The 14,763-nt window shown below is 70.3% G+C and carries 13 protein-coding genes; 6 read left to right on the top strand and 7 right to left on the bottom strand.

Features of this window, described 5'->3' with window-relative positions; genetic code table 11:
- Positions 1-70: 70 nt before the first annotated feature.
- The 3 genes from ACFORO_RS01265 to ACFORO_RS01255 are packed head-to-tail and all read right to left on the bottom strand — an operon-like array spanning position 71 to position 4,726.
- On the bottom strand, positions 71-2,446 hold the full coding sequence (locus tag ACFORO_RS01265; protein ID WP_377874011.1) for a CaiB/BaiF CoA-transferase family protein: 2,376 nt from the start codon (positions 2,444-2,446) through the stop codon (positions 71-73).
- A gap of 21 nt (positions 2,447-2,467) precedes the next feature.
- Positions 2,468-3,661: an acyl-CoA dehydrogenase family protein gene (locus tag ACFORO_RS01260; protein WP_377874010.1), complete on the bottom strand. Its 1,194-nt coding sequence runs from the start codon at positions 3,659-3,661 to the stop codon at positions 2,468-2,470.
- A 3-nt stretch (positions 3,662-3,664) separates the two neighbouring features.
- The gene (locus ACFORO_RS01255) at positions 3,665-4,726 is read right to left on the bottom strand and encodes an acyl-CoA dehydrogenase family protein (RefSeq protein WP_377874009.1); all 1,062 of its coding nucleotides are present in this window, start codon (positions 4,724-4,726) and stop codon (positions 3,665-3,667) included.
- A 220-nt stretch (positions 4,727-4,946) separates the two neighbouring features.
- On the opposite strand from ACFORO_RS01255, the gene ACFORO_RS01250 reads away from it, so the two are divergent.
- From ACFORO_RS01250 to ACFORO_RS01225, 6 genes are all read left to right on the top strand, one after another.
- Positions 4,947-6,131 carry a thiolase family protein gene (locus tag ACFORO_RS01250; protein ID WP_377874008.1) on the top strand — a complete coding sequence of 395 codons (1,185 nt, stop codon included), beginning with the start codon at positions 4,947-4,949 and terminating at the stop codon, positions 6,129-6,131.
- Between the two features lie 2 nt (positions 6,132-6,133).
- Positions 6,134-6,547 (top strand): Zn-ribbon domain-containing OB-fold protein, encoded by a 414-nt coding sequence (locus ACFORO_RS01245; RefSeq protein WP_377896478.1) that lies wholly within the window; start codon positions 6,134-6,136, stop codon positions 6,545-6,547.
- On the top strand, positions 6,537-7,331 hold the full coding sequence (locus ACFORO_RS01240) for a crotonase/enoyl-CoA hydratase family protein (RefSeq protein WP_377874006.1): 795 nt from the start codon (positions 6,537-6,539) through the stop codon (positions 7,329-7,331). The genes ACFORO_RS01245 and ACFORO_RS01240 overlap by 11 nt, the downstream gene beginning before the upstream one ends.
- A gap of 153 nt (positions 7,332-7,484) precedes the next feature.
- Complete coding sequence (locus ACFORO_RS01235) at positions 7,485-10,136, top strand: ABC transporter permease (RefSeq protein ID WP_377874005.1); 2,652 nt, start codon at positions 7,485-7,487, stop codon at positions 10,134-10,136.
- 19 nt (positions 10,137-10,155) lie between these two features.
- On the top strand, positions 10,156-10,785 hold the full coding sequence (locus ACFORO_RS01230; RefSeq protein WP_377874004.1) for an ABC transporter ATP-binding protein: 630 nt from the start codon (positions 10,156-10,158) through the stop codon (positions 10,783-10,785).
- A complete protein-coding gene (locus tag ACFORO_RS01225) occupies positions 10,782-11,399 on the top strand; it encodes an ABC transporter ATP-binding protein (RefSeq protein WP_377874003.1) in 618 nt (205 codons plus the stop codon). Before ACFORO_RS01230 ends, ACFORO_RS01225 begins: the two co-directional genes overlap by 4 nt.
- A 104-nt stretch (positions 11,400-11,503) precedes the next feature.
- Here the strand turns inward: ACFORO_RS01225 and catC are convergent, their stop codons facing one another.
- The 4 genes from catC to ACFORO_RS01205 are packed head-to-tail and all read right to left on the bottom strand — an operon-like array spanning position 11,504 to position 14,698.
- Positions 11,504-11,782, bottom strand: a complete 279-nt coding sequence (gene catC, locus ACFORO_RS01220) for a muconolactone Delta-isomerase (protein WP_377874002.1) — start codon at positions 11,780-11,782, stop codon at positions 11,504-11,506.
- A gap of 29 nt (positions 11,783-11,811) precedes the next feature.
- Positions 11,812-12,657, bottom strand: coding sequence for a catechol 1,2-dioxygenase (gene catA / locus ACFORO_RS01215; RefSeq protein ID WP_377874001.1), 846 nt, complete (start codon positions 12,655-12,657; stop codon positions 11,812-11,814).
- A 32-nt stretch (positions 12,658-12,689) separates the two neighbouring features.
- Positions 12,690-13,793, bottom strand: a complete 1,104-nt coding sequence (locus ACFORO_RS01210; protein ID WP_377874000.1) for a mandelate racemase/muconate lactonizing enzyme family protein — start codon at positions 13,791-13,793, stop codon at positions 12,690-12,692.
- Positions 13,790-14,698 carry a LysR substrate-binding domain-containing protein gene (locus ACFORO_RS01205; RefSeq protein ID WP_354750590.1) on the bottom strand — a complete coding sequence of 303 codons (909 nt, stop codon included), beginning with the start codon at positions 14,696-14,698 and terminating at the stop codon, positions 13,790-13,792. Before ACFORO_RS01205 ends, ACFORO_RS01210 begins: the two co-directional genes overlap by 4 nt.
- Positions 14,699-14,763: the final 65 nt, after the last annotated feature.

Raw genomic sequence — 14,763 nt, 5'->3', positions numbered from 1 at the left:
TGCGGGCTGCAATGGGGGACGGTGCGCTCGGCGGCGCCGGAATCCCGCAAGCGATGAGACCGCCGAAATGTCACCCCGCGCGAGCGCTCCGCCTACCGCTTTCCTCCGGAGCCTCCAACACTCCGCGCGCCACAAGCCCAGCCGTCTCCGCGACGCCCAGCCCCAACAACTCCGCCGCGATCTCGAACGTCTGCTCGCCCAGCAACGGTGCCTGCCCCACCGGCGGATCGGCGACGTACGCCGCATGGATCTGCACGTTCTCCAGCACGTACGGCTCCTCCGCGTGCGGATGCAGCTCCTCCCGAAACGCGCGCCGCTCCCGGTACTGCTCCCATTCCGGCAGGTCAGCCGCCCGCAGCAGGGCACCGGCGGGAACTCCGGCGGCCTGCAGCAGATCCATTGCCGCGAACGGGGAATGCCTCGCCGTCCACTCGGTCACCGCGGCGTCGATCCGGGTCCGCGACGAAGCCCGGCCGGACCGGGTGGCCAAAGCAGGGTCCGCGGCCAGGTCGGGACGGTCCAGCACTGAGCACAGCGCGCCCCAATCCGTGTCGCCGCGGACGGTGACGGCCAGCCAATCGTCGTCGCCAGCGGTCGGGAAGACGCCCCACGGCGCGTCGTGCGCGGGGCCAGCCAAACAATGTCCGCGGCGGGCCAGGTCTTCGGCGGCGATCCGGTCCGCGAAATGGCTCAGCATCACCTCGGACTGCGCGACGCTCACCGCCCCGCCCTCTGCGGTGCGTTCGCGGCGGACGAGCAGCGCCAGCGCGGCCAGCGCGCCGATCCGGGCGCACACGTGGTCGGGATAGACGGTGACGGCGTCACTGAACGTGCCTGGCTCGCCCGGGTAGATCCACTCGCTGGTGAGTCCGGCCGCGGCGCGCACGAGCGGGCCGTAGCCGAGGCGTTGGGCCCACGGACCGGTCGGGCCGAAGGCGGAGCTGTCCACGACGACGATGCCGGGGTTGACCTCGGACAAAGCCGCCCGGTCGAGGCCGAGCGAGGCGATGACGCCGGGTTTGAAGTTGGTCAGCACGACGTCCGACTGCGCGACCAGCCGCCGCACCAGCGCCTGGCCTTCGGGATTCCGCAGGTTGACGCCGATGGCGCGTTTGTTGCGGTGCCCGGCGGCGAATCCGTGCGACATCAGGCCCGGCAGCGCGGCGCGGGAACCGTCGGGGAAAGCGGAGTTCTCGATCTTGATGACGTCCGCGCCGAGGTCGCCGAAGAGCCGCCCGGTATCGCCGCCGACCACGATCACGCCGAGGTCAAGGACCCGGATTCCTTCCAGCGGACGCCCTTCGCCGCGACGGGGGCGAGCGGCCAGGATCGGTGCGGTAGTGACTCGCGCGCCGCTGTCTGGACCGGCGACGGCGCGGTGTCCGTCGATTTCGGTGATTCCGGCCGGGACTGGCGCGATCAGGCCGGGCGACAGTTCGGTGTCGCGGAAGAAGCCGCGGGCGGTGAGTTGGTCGGTGTGCAGGGCCTCGGCAAGGGTGAGCACTGCGGCGGTCGGCACGCCGTGGCGCTGGCCTTCGCGCTCCAGTTCGGAGCGGGTGCGGTCGGCGAAAAAGCGGCCGATCGCGGGCAGGAGGTCCGGTGCCGCATAGCGTTCGCGCACCTGGTCGTACTTCGGGTCGGCGAACTCGGCCGGGCTGCCCATCCATTCGAACATCCCGCGCCACTGTCGTCGCGACAGCAGGCAGATCCGGATGTACCCGTCCTGGCAAGGGAAAATCGGGTACCGGTGGCGTTCTTCGGTGCGTCCGCGCGGAAGGTTGCTCAACGGAACCCCGGCGGCGGCGCTGCCGACCATGCCGAACGCCGGGTCCAGCGTTTGCATCGCGCCGTCGAGGACGGAGAAGTCGATGCGGTCGCCGCGTCCGGTGCGCAGCCGGTCGAGGTACAGGCTCACCGCCTGGAACGCGGCTTGCGCGGCGGCGACGTGGTACGGCAACTCGCCGGGCGGCAGCAGCGGCGCGCGGCCGGGGATGCCGGACCGGGAGAGTTCGCCGGTCAGCGCGTGGAACACCGGGGTGGTGGCTTGCCAGTGCCGCCGGGTCGTGGCGCGGCCGAAGTCGCTGACCGACAGGACGACCAGCTCGGGATGCCGGGTGCGCAGGCCGGGGACGTCGAGGAGTTCTTCGGCGGGCGAACCCGGCGGAGTGGTCTCGATCAGCAGGTCGGCGTCGGCCAGCAGCTGTTCCCAGCCGTGCGAGCCGGGTTCGGCGGTGGCGTGGGCGAAGCCGTGCCGGTCGAGGGCGGTGCCGATCGCGACGCCGTCGACGACCGGGCCGGTGGTGCGTTCGTCGGTGACGCCGGACAGGACGACCCGGGTGACGCGCGCGCCGAGATCGGCCAGCAGCCGTCCGGTCGCGGTCATCGGGCCGGAGGACAGATCGAGCACGCGGACCCCGGACAGCGGCGGGTCGTAGGTCTCGGACAAGGGAACCAGCCTCCTCGGGGATCAGCTGCGGCGGACGGCGCGGAAGGGGAGGTCGCGGTCGATCTCGGGTTCCTTGGGCAGGCCGAGGACGCGTTCGGCGACGATCGTGCGCTGGATCTGGTCGGTGCCGCCGCCGATGGACGTGAAGAACGCGTTGAGCGCCAGGAAGTTCACGTCGTCGGCGACCGGGTTCCCGTCTCCGGCGAGCAGCGTTTCCGGACCGGCGATGTCGGTGCGCAACCGTCCTTCGGCGTGCAAAATGCCGGACATCGCGAGCTTTCCCAGCGACATCACCGAACTCGACGTGCCCTGTTCGGCCGCGGCCTTCGCGCGTGCGTTGTTCAACGCGTTCAGCTCGCGCAACGCGAGCACGGTGGCCAGGTTGTCGCGGATGACCGGATCGGCGAGCCGGTCGCGTTCCCGGGCCAGTTCGACGAGGTTGTCGGCGATCGATCCGTGCCGCGACGCCCGCGCGCCGTCGCCCATGATGGAGCGTTCGTACGCCAGTGCGGTTTGCAACACGCGCCAGCCCTTGCCCTCTTCGCCGACCAGGTAGTCCGCCGGGATCTCGACGTCGGTCAGGAACACCTCGTTGAAGTGCGCTTCGCCAGTGATCTGCACCAGCGGCCGGATGTCGACGCCGGGCTGGTGCATCGGCACGACGAAGTAGCTGAGGCCCTTGTGCTTCGGGACATCCCAGTCGGTGCGCGCGATCAGCAGCGCGTAGTCGGCGGTTTTCGCGCCGGACGTCCAGACTTTCTGGCCGTTGACGATCCAGCGGCCGCCGTCGCGGACCGCGGTGGTGCGGACACCGGCGAGGTCGGATCCCGCGCTGGGTTCGCTGTAGAACAGGCAGGTCCGGGAGCGTTCGGTGAGGACGTCGTGCAGCAAGTCGTTCTTGAGTTTCTCGGTGCCGAACGCGAGGACGGTGTTGGCGGGGATGCTGTATTTGTCCTGTCGTGCACCGGGTGCGTTTGCGGCGTCGAACTCGGCGGCGATTACGTCGGCCAGCTCAGCCGGGTAGCCGCGGCCGGACCATTCGCCCGGCCAGGTCGGCACGGCGTATCCGGCGGCGACGACTTTTTCCAGCCACGCAATGCGTTCCGGGGTGGTGCTCCAGCGATCCTCGGCCGGGGCAAGCCCGGTCCACTCCACGGCGAGCCACTCGCGGACTTCCTCGCGGAGCTGGTCCGCGCTGGGGAGGGTGGTGGTCATGAGTCAGGCCCCCTTCGAGACGAGGTAACGCTCCCGGTGCAGCCGCGAGCCGCCGAACAGCTGCGCGCCGGAGCGGGCGCGGCGCAGGTACAGGTGCGCCGGGTGTTCCCAGGTGAAGCCGATTCCGCCGTGCATCTGGATCGCTGACAGGGCAACGGTTTCGTACGCTTCCGCGCAGGCGAATCCGGCGAGCGCGATCGCGCCGGGGCTGCCGTCGGCCGCGGCGTGCCGGGCGGCCGAGGTCGCGGATTCGACGTCCAGCAGGCGGTCCGCGGCGAGGTGCTTCATCGCCTGGAAACTGCCGATCGCACGGCCGAACTGCACGCGGGTCTTGAGATAGTCGACGGTCGTCTCAAAGATCTTGCGAGCGCCGCCCGCTTGTTCTCCGGCGAGTGCGATCACGCTGAGGTCCAAGGCTTTCCGCACAGCTTCCCAACCCGCGGTACCGACTCGCCGCGCCGGGGTATCAGCGAAGGTGAATTGAGATAGCCGTACGGTCGGGTCGAATACCTCCACCGCCGTTCGGGTGAAGCCGGACGCGTCGGGGGAGACCTCGAAGACGCCGATGTCGTCGCCAGCGCGAGCCACTACGAGAATGACGTCGGCGAGCTGGCCCCAGGTGACGTAGGCCGCGGTCCCAGTGAGAGTTCCGTTCGCTTGTACCGCAATGCTTTCGGGTGTCCAGGTGCTATTGATGGCGACAGTCCCGATCGAAGAACCGTCGGCGAGCGCGGGCAGCAGACGGCGTTTGTCCTCTTCGGACCCGGCCGCGCCGATGAGCGTCGCGGTCAGCACCGAACTGGACAGAAACGGCGACGGCAGCAGCGCCGCCCCGATTTCCTCCGAGACCGCTTCGAGTTCCTCCGCGCCCAGCCCGACGCCGCCGTATTCGGTCGCGATCAGCAGGCCGGGCAATCCCAGCTCAGCCAGCTGTTTCCACAGTTCGGGGTCGTAGCCGGACTCCGTCGCCATCACGCGGCGTACGTCCGCCTCCGTGCAGTGGTCCGCGAGCAGGTCGCGCACCGCCTCCCGCAGCTGTTCGGTTTCCGCGGCGCTGATCGCCATCGCCGGACCGCCTTTCCCGTCGTCGGGTCCCGATTCCCATGCTGGGCGCGGAAAACGGCGGTGTACATCACGGATTCCGACACCGGCAGGTTTCCGGAAGGGACACCGGCGCACGTGTCGCGGGCGCTCATCTGCCGGTGTGCCGACCGGTCGTTTACGCCGCGTCAGCGGGATGCGAACGTGGAGGGGCGACCACCGGTCGGGAACGGAGTGCGACGAGATGACGAGCAGGCGGGAGACCCCGGCGCGCCGGAGGGCGGCAATCGCCGGCCTCGGGCTCACTGAGCTGGGAAAAGTCTACGGTCCGAGCGCGCGGCAGTTCGCCGCGCAGGCGGTGCGGCGAGCGGTGGACGACGCCGGGATCGGGCTGTCCGACATCGACGGGCTGCTGGTGTCGGCCGGAACGACGCCCGGAGTGGACCTGAGCCTGCAAGTCGACTTAGGACTGCGGGACCTGCGGCTTTTCACCCAAATGCAGGCGTTCGGCTCGACGGCGGGCGCGATGGTGCAGTACGCCGCGATGGCCGTCGAAGCGGGCATGGCGGACACTGTCGCCTGCGTGTTCGCGGACGCGCCGCTGCGGCAGGGCAAGGCGACCGGCGCGGCCTACGGCGGCCGGCGCACGACTCCGACCGGCTGGGGAAGCCTGCTGGGCTCCAGCGGTTTCGCCGGACCGAATTCGTTCTACGCCCTTGCCGCGCGACGGCACATGAAGACTTACGGCACCACGAGCGAACAACTCGGCGCGATCGCGGTCGCCCAGCGCGCGTGGGCGGCGAAGAACCCGCTGGCGCAGCTGCGGGAGCCGATCACCCTGGCCGACCATCAAGCGTCCCGGTTCATCGCGGAACCGTTCCACCTGCTGGACTGCTGCCTGGTGTCGAACGGCGGTGCGGCGGTGATCGTGACTTCCGCGGAGCGCGCGGCTTCTCTGGCCCAGCCTGCCGTCCAGGTGCTCGGCTGGGGCCAGTCGCACCCCGGGAACTCCTTCCGCCGCAACGACAATCTCGGTCTCGTGAGCGGCGCGGCACAGTCCGGCCCGGCGGCGATGGAGATGGCCGGAGTGACCATTGAGGACATCGACGTCGCCGAAATCTACGACTGCTACACCTTCACCGCGCTGCTCACCCTGGAGGACTACGGGTTCTGCGGCAAGGGCGAAGGCGGCGAGTTCGTCGCGACGCCGGGCATGCTCGGCCCGGACGGCAAGCTCGCGGTGAACACCGGCGGCGGCCAGCTGTCGTCCTACTACCTGTGGGGCATGACGCCGCTGTCCGAGGCGATCATCCAGGCGCGCGGCCAGGGCGGCGAACGCCAGGTGCCGAAGCACGACACCGTGCTGGTCTCCGGCAACGGCGGCATCCTGGACCACCACAGCACGCTCGTGCTCGGAACGGAGGGATGACAGTGCGGATCAACCCAGTCGCCCGCGACGACGAGTCCGCGGCGTTCTTCGACGGCACCGCGATCGGCGAGTTCCGGCTGGTGCGGCGGCGCGGCACCGGCGAGTACCTCGACCCGCGCACGGTCCCGGACCCCGACGAGGATCTGGAGTGGACGGCCGCCGCCGGAACCGGCACGGTGGTGTCGTGGTCGGTGGTGCACAAGCGGGCGCGCGACGGCGGCGAGCCGGAGCGCGTGGTCGTCGGCATCGTGGAGCTGGCCGAGGGACCGTGGTGGTGGTGCCGGCTCGACGCCGACCCGGACGCGGACCTCTGGCAGCTGCCGGTGCGGGCAGTGTTCGTGCCCTCCGGTCCCGACCCTGACCACGAGAAGGTGCCGGTCTTCGCACCGGCGGAGGAGGCAGACCATGCCCGATGACGCTCCGGCCGCGCTCGTCGACCAGCGCGGACACGTCCTGGTCGTCACGCTCAACCGGCTGCACGCGATGAACGCGGTCAACGCCGAGCTGAGCGAACTCGTCGGCACCGCGCTGGAACGGGCCGAGCAGGATCCGGAAACGCGCGTCGTCGTGCTGACCGGCGCGGGGGAGCGGGCGTTCTGCGCCGGAGCCGACCTGAAAGCCGTGTCGCGCGGCGAATCGCTCGCCGCGCCGGGCAACGAGCAATGGGGTTTCGCCGGATACGTGCGGCACCCGATCTCGAAGCCGACAATCGCCGCGGTGAACGGATTCGCCCTCGGCGGCGGCACCGAACTCGCTCTGGCCAGCGACCTGGTGGTGGCGGCCGAGTCGGCGAAATTCGGGCTGCCCGAGGTGAAGCGCGGCCTCTTCGCCGCCGCCGGCGGCGTGTTCCGGCTGCCGAGGCAGATCCCGCAGAAGATCGCCATGGAGATGATGTTCACCGGCGAACCGCTGGACGCCGCCCGCGCGGCGACGCTGGGGCTGGTGAACCACGTGGTCCCGGACGCCGACGTGCTGACTGAAGCGCTGGCGCTGGCGGAGAAGATCGCCGCGAACGCGCCGTTGGCGGTGCAGGCCAGCAAACGTGTCGCACTGGGCATTGTGGACGGTGCTATCTCCGCCGAGGACAACGCGTGGGACAACACCCGCGAGAACGCTGTCGGAGTCATGACGAGCGAGGACGTCCGCGAGGGGACGCTGGCGTTCGTCGAGAAGCGCGCGCCGGTTTGGCAGGCCAAGTAAGCGTTCTGTACTCGGGAAAACGCGCTCTGTTCGCATCGGGCCCGTGAACGTCCGTGAAGGGCTCCTTGAGGGAATCAGATTCCTTCAAGGAGCCCTTCACGGACATCGGGCAACGCGGCCCCGCGGGTGCGGGAATCGTGGCAGACTCGGCAGATGCGCGGGTGGGGGGCGACGCCGTGGACGCGGGCGCCGAAAACGGGGTGGCGGCAACCAGCGGTCGTAGTGGCCGCGATCGCGGCGGCGGTGCTCGTCGCGCTGCCCGCCGCGGCGGTGGCGTTGTTCCTCTCTTCAGCCGGGAACGCGACGCTGCACGACCAGATGAACCGGGCGTGCCAGTGGGCGGTCGGCGCGGAATGGACCGGCGGGCTGCCGATGTCGCGGCCGTATCCCGAAGACACCGGACCGGCGGGGAAGGCGCTCTACGACGCCCGGCTCACGGCCGCCCGCGACGCGGCTCGTCAGGTGCCACGGCTGTCTGGCGTGCAGTCGACGCTCACCAGCAGCGCGAAGGTCAACCCGGTCCGGCCGGGCTCGCCGAATCCGGAACAGTCCGCGACGTGGCTGGTCTATCAGGACGATTTCGCCGCCCACCTGCAGGTCCTGGAGGGCGGCAAAGGCCAGGGGATCTGGGTGTCGAGCCAGTTCGCGCAGGCGCGCGGGCTGCACGCGGGCGACCAGGTCGTGATCCAGGGCGGCTGGGCGCCGAAGACGGGCGTGCCGCCGGGCGCGCCGGTGGCGACGATGCCGGTCGCCGCGGTGTACCGGGACCTGCGAGAGCTGCCTGACCAGCCGTTCTGGTGCCATCTGCAGTCGCTGTACCGGCCGAACCCGCTGAGCGAGGCTCCGGTGTTCCCGGTGGCGTTCGTGTCGCGGGACGCGCTGTTCGGGCTGACCCCGGCGGAGTCGGGCGTCGGCAGTTCCCTCGAGGCCTCGGTCGACCAGGACGGGCTGACCACGGAGAACGCGCCTGCCGCCATCGCTGGCCTCGAACAGGTGAGGGCGCGGACGGAGAACCAGCCAGACCTGTTCGCGCAGCGCGGCCGGATGCAGTTCACTTCGTCGCTGCGCGGCATCGCCGACCGGGCTGACCAGGTCGAATCCTCGCTCGCCGCGACGGTCGTGCCGATCGGCGTCGCCGGGTCGCTGACCGGGCTGGTCATCTCGGTGACGGTCGGGTCGTTCTGGGTCGAACGCCGCCGGGCCGAGCTGGCGGTGCTGTCCGCGCGCGGGGCCGGGCCGGGCGCACTCGCCGGGAAAGCGTTGCTGGAGCTGGGTTCCATCGCGCTGCTCGGCACTGTCGGCGGCTGGTTCGCCGCGCGCGGGCTGGTCAGCGCGCTGGGGCCGAGTCCGCTGGTGACGCCGTCCGCGCTCAGGTATTCGATCGGCGGCGCGGCGGTCGCGTTCCTGGCGACGCTCGCCGGGATCGCCGGTTCGGTCGTCCTCCGCACGCGGGCGATGTTCGACGCGCGAGCCTCGCGGATCCGGCACCTGCCGTGGGAAATCCTGCCGTTGGGCGCCGCCGTGGTCTGCTACTTCGCGCTCGGCGACGGCACGCAGACCGGGCTCGGCCAGGCCGGTTCGGTCGCGCGGATCCCGCCGCGGCTGATCGTCGTGCCGCTGTTGCTGGTGCTGGGGTTGGCGATGCTGGTGACCCGGGTCGTGCGGCTGACGTTGCCCCGGATACGCGCGGTACGGCGAGAACGGGCAGTGGCGTTCCTGGCCTGGCGACGGCTTGCTTCGGCACCCGCCGCGGCGGCCGTGCTGGTCGGGGCGACTGCGGTCCCGGTCGCGCTTTCGATTTTCGCCACCACGGTCACCGGATCCGTGCAGCGCACACTCGACGACGAGGGTCAGCTCGTGGTCGGCTCGGATGTCGTCGTGCATCTGACCGGTCCCGCCGAGATCCCGCCCGGCCTCAGTGGACAGTCCACATTGGTCGATCGCTACGACTCCGCGTACCTGGGCAGCAAGACGGTGAACGTGCTCGGCGTCGACCCGGCGACCTTCGGCTCCGCCGCGTTCTGGGACGACCACCTCAGCGGGCCGACGCTGTCGGAGCTGCTCGACCAGATGTCCGGCGACACCCCCGTCGGCGTCATCGCCGGAGTCCCGGACGCGCCCGAGCAGGCGACACTCAGCATCGGGGGCAAGGACCTGCCGCTGCGCGTCGTCACGGTGGCGCAGTTGCCCGGGAAGAGCGCCGGGTTCCCGGAATTGCTGCTGCGCAAGGACATCCTCGCCAAGTTCGCCGGAGAGAGCGTGCACCGCGAGCTGTGGGCGCGCGGCGATCCGGCGCAGGTGCTGCCGGAATTGGGCAAGGCCGGGGTTCCGTCCGGGACGGTGAGCCGCGCGACCGACGTCACCGCGCACGGCGTCTACGGCGGAGTCACTTACACCTTCGCGTTTCTGACCGCAGTGTCCGCTTTGGTCGGTGTGGTTGTCCTAGTTGGACTCTTGCTGTACCTCAACGCCCGGGCACGCGCTCGCCGCGGAGCGTATGTCCTATTGCGCCGGATGGGGATCACCTCGGGTGCGCATTGGCGGGCGCTCGCCTACGAGGTCGGCGGTCTGCTGGCGGCCGGATTCGCTTTGGGCGTCGGCTTCGCGGCCATCGCGGTCTCGGTGACTTACGAGGGCTACGACCTCGATCCGTCGACGCCGCCGGGCACTGTGATCCCGGTGCCGTGGGGGCCGGGCGGGCAGTTGCTGCTCGCGGCTGTGGTCGTCGCGCTTGTCGTTACTTATGCGGCCCAGCGTGCGGCTGCGCGGGCGTTGCCTTCGGAGGTGCTGCGTGACACTGCCTGATGCTGTTCGGGGTACTGGATTGACCCACAGCTATCGCACCGCCGGTCGTTCGCTGACCGCCTTGCACGAGGTGTCGATCGCCGCCGCGCGCGGCCGGATTACCGCGCTGGTCGGGCCTTCCGGCTCGGGAAAATCGACCCTGCTGCGGTTGCTGGCTTGCCTGGAACGACCGGACGAGGGCCGGGTCGAGGTCGGCGGGACGGACGTCACCGCGTTGTCCGCGCGAGCACGCCGGGCCGTTCGGCGGCGGCGGATCGGTTACGTGTTCCAGAATCCCGTCGACAATCTGCTGGATTACCTGACAGTGCAAGAACATCTGGAGCTGGCGGCGAGGATGCGCGGCACCGGCCTTTCCCTGTCCTTGCTCGAGCGGCTGGGCTTGGCCGACCGCCGCGGCCACCGCCCACGCCAGCTCTCCGGTGGCGAACAGCAACGAACCGCGCTCGCTTTCGCGGCTGTCGGTGATCCGGACGCGGTGCTGGCGGACGAACCGACCGCGCAACTGGACCGCTCGTCGGCCGGACTGGTGGCGGAGGCGTTCCGCGCTTTGGCTGAGGCAGGGCAGACCGTCGTGGTCGCGACGCACGACCCCGTACTGGCGGAAGCGGCGGACGACGTGGTGGAACTCGTGGACGGGAGGGTCCGATGAATGCCTTGCTCAGTCTGTCGGACGTAAGCCGATCGCACGGCGGGATGCCGGTGCTGCGGCACACGAGCCTGGACCTGATGCCGGGCGAACTGGTCGCGTTGACCGGTCCGTCCGGCTCGGGAAAGAGCACCTTGCTGATGATCGCGGGTGGCTGGGACGCGCCGGACAGCGGGACGGTCACTGCGCACCCGCCGATGCCGGACGCGCCCGTTTCGGAACAGCCGTGGCACGCGCTGGCTTTCGTGCCGCAGTCGATCGCGTTGTTCGAGGAGTTGACAGTCGCCGACAACCTCGCTTTCGCCGCGCGGACCGCGGTGGAGCCGCCGGATCAGTCGAAGCTGCTGGAAACCCTGGACCTCGCGAAGCTGGCAGACCGATTGCCGAGCGAGGTCTCGCGCGGGGAACAGCAACGGGGCGCGGTGGCACGTGCGCTGGCGTCGGGCCCGTTGGTGCTGCTCGCGGACGAGCCGACGTCTCATCAGGATCGTGCGCACGCGGAGATGGTGCTGACGGCTTTGCGCCAAGCGGCGGATCGCGGGACGGCGGTGCTGGTGGCGTCCCACGATCCGCTGCTGGCCGAGCACGCGGACCGCATCGTCGCGGTCGGCGAGTGAGTCAGTCCACCTCGCGTGAGTCCGTGAGGGGAACCCCGAGGGAATCAGAGTCCCTGAGGGTTCCCCTCACGCACTTGAAGATCCGCCGGGAGGCGGCGAGTGAGTCAGTCCACTTTGGACGGATGCCGCGCGAGGGCGGTCACCTGGATGTCCATGTACGGGAACAGCGGCAGGTTCGACAGGATCTGGTGCAGCTCGTCGTGGTCGGCGACGTCCAGCACCGAGTAGTTCGCGTACTCGCCCGCGATCCGCCAGATGTGCGGCCATTTCCCGCTGCGCTGCAGATGCTGGCTGTACTCCTTCTCGCGCGCGATGAGGGCGTCGCGGACCGCCGGGTCCAGGTCCGGGGGAAGGCGGACGTCCATCCGCACGTGGTAAAGCATGAGTCTCCTGCCGAATCAGAGGGGCGGAATCAGAGAGCCGGGTCGAGGACGAAGTTGTACTCGATGGTCTCGCCGTCGCCGGACGGCTGGGGGGCGAGCAGCAGTTCCGGCTTCACCGCGGACGCGATGTCGTCGTCGTTGTGCTCGTCGCCCGGGAAGTACAGCTGCGCGGTGAGCAGTTCGTGGCCCGGCGCGGACACCTTGACGTGCAGGTGCGCCGGACGCCAGGCGTGCCAGCCCGCTGCCGCGATCAGTTTGCCGCACGCGCCGTCGGTCGGGATCTGGTACGGCGCGGGGCGCACGGTGTGGATTTCGAAGCGGCCTTCGTCGTCGGTGGTGAAGGTGCCGCGCAGGTTCCACTCCGGGATGTCCGGCGCGAACTGCGAGTACAGCCCGTCCGCGTCCGCGTGCCACAGTTCGACCTTCGCGCCGCCCAGCGCCGCGCCGGTGGTCGAGGTGACCTGCCCGGTCCAGGTGAGCGCGGTGCCCGGCTCGTTGTCCCGCGTGGGGATCGAACCGCGCGCGCCCTGTTCGGGGGCGTCCGGGACGTAGTAGGGGCCCTCGATGGTGCCCTTGTTGCCCTGCCGGTGCTCGGTGGCGACGTCCTCGACGACGTGCTCGACCCAGACGTCCAGGAACAGCGGCCATTCGCCGTCCTCGCCGACGCTGATGAGCCACGACTTGAGCGCGTTGTACTCCTCGTAGGTCACCTTGTGCTTGCGGATCGTCGCGTGCACGGCCTCGAGCACCTCGCGGGCGAGCAGGCTGACCCGTTCGGGCGGGGTGCCCTCGACGCCGGCGAACTTGTCGCTCTTGAACCGTTCGGTGGCGTTGGCTCCGGACGCGGCGGCGGTGGGGGAATGCGTAGCAGTCATGAATCCTCCTTGATCCATCGGGGGTTTCCGGCTCAGCGGTCTTGCCGGTAGTGCCGGAGCTTGCCGGGGTCGAGTGCGGCGCCGAGGCCGGCGCCGGGGCGGATGACCAGTTCGCCGTCCGCGATGCACAGCGGTTCGGCGAGCAGGTCGTCGGTCATGTCCAGGAAGTTGGACAGTTCGCCGGGGCGACGCGAGGTCAGCTCGTACGCCGATCCGAACGCGACAGTGCACAGTGAACCGAGCTGGCCGTCGATCTGGTTGCCCATCACCACTTCCAGCCCGAGACCGTCCGCGAGATGGTGCGTGCGCTGCGAACGCGTGAAGCCGGTGCGGGCGGTCTTGATGCTGATCGCGGTGGCCGATCCGGAGAGGACCTCGCGGGTCACGTCGGCCGGGGTCACCGCGGATTCGTCGGCGATGAAGGGAATGTCCACCCGGGACACCAGCCAGCGGCGGCCGAGCACGTCGTCGGCGGGGCACAGCTCCTCGGCGAACAGCAGGTCGAGGTCGGCCATTTCCCGCATCGCGCGGGCGGATTCCGCGGCGGTCCAGCCCCGGTTGCCGTCCACGTACAGGTCGACCTCGGTGCCGAACCGTTCCCGCAGTGCGCGAACCACCGCGGTGTCAAGGGAAACCGGACGGCGGCCGACCTTCACCTTGAACGTCGTGATTCCGTAGCTGTCGCGAATCCGCTCCGCCTCGGCGACCATCGCGGCGGGCTCGTCGAAGCCGAGCATGTGCGAGACCTTCATGCGGTCGGTGTAGCCGCCGAGCAATTCGGTGACCGAGACGTCGAGGCTTTGCCCCAGCGCGTCCCAGATCGCCATGTCCAAAGCGGACTTCGCGGCCGGATTGCCGACGGTGCGGGAAAGCCGGGCGTGCACCGTTTCGCGTTCGAGCAGGCTGAGACCCACTACCTGCGGGGCGAACACCGTCTCCAGCACGGCCACGATCCCGGCTTGGGTCTCGCCGTAGGTGAACGGCCGCGGCGGCGCCTCGGCAACGCCGACCACGCCGTCGTCGGTGTGCACGCGGACCAGCACGTGCTCGGCCGTGTGCACCTCGCCGGACGCGAAACGCAGCGGTTTGCGGTAGGGGATGGCGAACGGGATCGCCTCCACCCGGGTGATCTTCATCGTGTCCTCCCTGACACGGGCACTTCGACGGGGAACAGCTCGCCGAGCGCGTCGAGCACGGCCGGGACCAGTGCCGAGGCCCGGTCGCGGTGCCAGGCGAGCGCGAGCTGGACGGTGGCGGCGCCGGCGAGGTCGCGGAACACGACCCCGGCCAGCGGCAGCGCCCGCGCGGACGCGGGGACGACGCCGACGCCGAGACCACCGGCGACCAGGGCGAGCAGCACTGCGGTACCGGCGGCCTCGTGCTCGCGTTGCGGGGTGAATCCGGCGTCGCGGCAGCTGCGCAGCACCGCTTCGTTGACGACGGAGTAGCTGGCTGGGTAGGTGACGAAAGCTTCGGCGCGCAGATCGCTCATCGCCACGACCGGTTCCACCGCGAGCCGGTGGTCGGCCGGGACGGCGAGCACGAGCGGCTCGGTCTCGATGACGTGCAGGTCGAGGTCGCCGCCGGTGACCGGCGGACGCAGCACGCCGATGTCGAGCGTGCCGTCGCGCAGCTGTTCGCACTGCTCGCCGGTGAGCAGGTCGGCGTGCACTTCGAGTTCGACCTCGGGCAGCCGGTGCTGCAGCGCGCGGGCGACCCGCGGCAGGTGCGACAGCGCGGCGGTGCCGGTGAAGCCGATCCGGGCGAGCCCGCGACGGCCGTCGGCGATGCGCCGGGCTCCGCGCGCACCCGCCTCGACGGCGTCCAGGATCCGCTGGGCCTCGGCGAGGAAGAACCGGCCGGCCGGGGTGACCTGCACCTGCCGCGTCGTGCGGCTGAGCAGGGCGACGCCCAGCTCGTCCTCCAGCTGCCGGATCGCGTGCGAAAGCGCGGGCTGGGCGAGGTGCAGGCGTTCGGCGGCGCGGCCGAAGTGGCAGGTCTCGGCGACGGCGGCGAAGTACCGCAGGTGGCGCAGTTCCATCGGGCTGCCTCCTCACCGGCTCCTCGTCTCGCTCACCGTAAGTTCCGGCATTGAGTGAAGACAAG

It is taken from the genome of Amycolatopsis halotolerans (genome assembly GCF_042647905.1).
In the GTDB taxonomy this organism is placed as follows: domain Bacteria; phylum Actinomycetota; class Actinomycetes; order Mycobacteriales; family Pseudonocardiaceae; genus Amycolatopsis; species Amycolatopsis halotolerans.
The sequence above is the reverse complement of the archived record's forward strand: the minus strand, read 5'-3'. Positions and strand labels throughout refer to the sequence as shown.

Excerpts from the sequence above, each read along its gene's own strand:
- ACFORO_RS01240 (WP_377874006.1), top strand. The coding sequence starts at position 6,537 with ATGCCCGATGACGCTCCGGCCGCGCTCGTCGACCAGCGCGGACACGTC.
- catA (WP_377874001.1), bottom strand. The coding sequence starts at position 12,657 with ATGACTGCTACGCATTCCCCCACCGCCGCCGCGTCCGGAGCCAACGCC.
- catC (WP_377874002.1), bottom strand. The coding sequence starts at position 11,782 with ATGCTTTACCACGTGCGGATGGACGTCCGCCTTCCCCCGGACCTGGAC.
- ACFORO_RS01210 (WP_377874000.1), bottom strand. The coding sequence starts at position 13,793 with ATGAAGATCACCCGGGTGGAGGCGATCCCGTTCGCCATCCCCTACCGC.
- ACFORO_RS01205 (WP_354750590.1), bottom strand. The coding sequence starts at position 14,698 with ATGGAACTGCGCCACCTGCGGTACTTCGCCGCCGTCGCCGAGACCTGC.
- ACFORO_RS01260 (WP_377874010.1), bottom strand. The coding sequence starts at position 3,661 with ATGACCACCACCCTCCCCAGCGCGGACCAGCTCCGCGAGGAAGTCCGC.
- ACFORO_RS01255 (WP_377874009.1), bottom strand. The coding sequence starts at position 4,726 with ATGGCGATCAGCGCCGCGGAAACCGAACAGCTGCGGGAGGCGGTGCGC.
- ACFORO_RS01235 (WP_377874005.1), top strand. The coding sequence starts at position 7,485 with ATGCGCGGGTGGGGGGCGACGCCGTGGACGCGGGCGCCGAAAACGGGG.
- ACFORO_RS01225 (WP_377874003.1), top strand. The coding sequence starts at position 10,782 with ATGAATGCCTTGCTCAGTCTGTCGGACGTAAGCCGATCGCACGGCGGG.
- ACFORO_RS01250 (WP_377874008.1), top strand. The coding sequence starts at position 4,947 with ATGACGAGCAGGCGGGAGACCCCGGCGCGCCGGAGGGCGGCAATCGCC.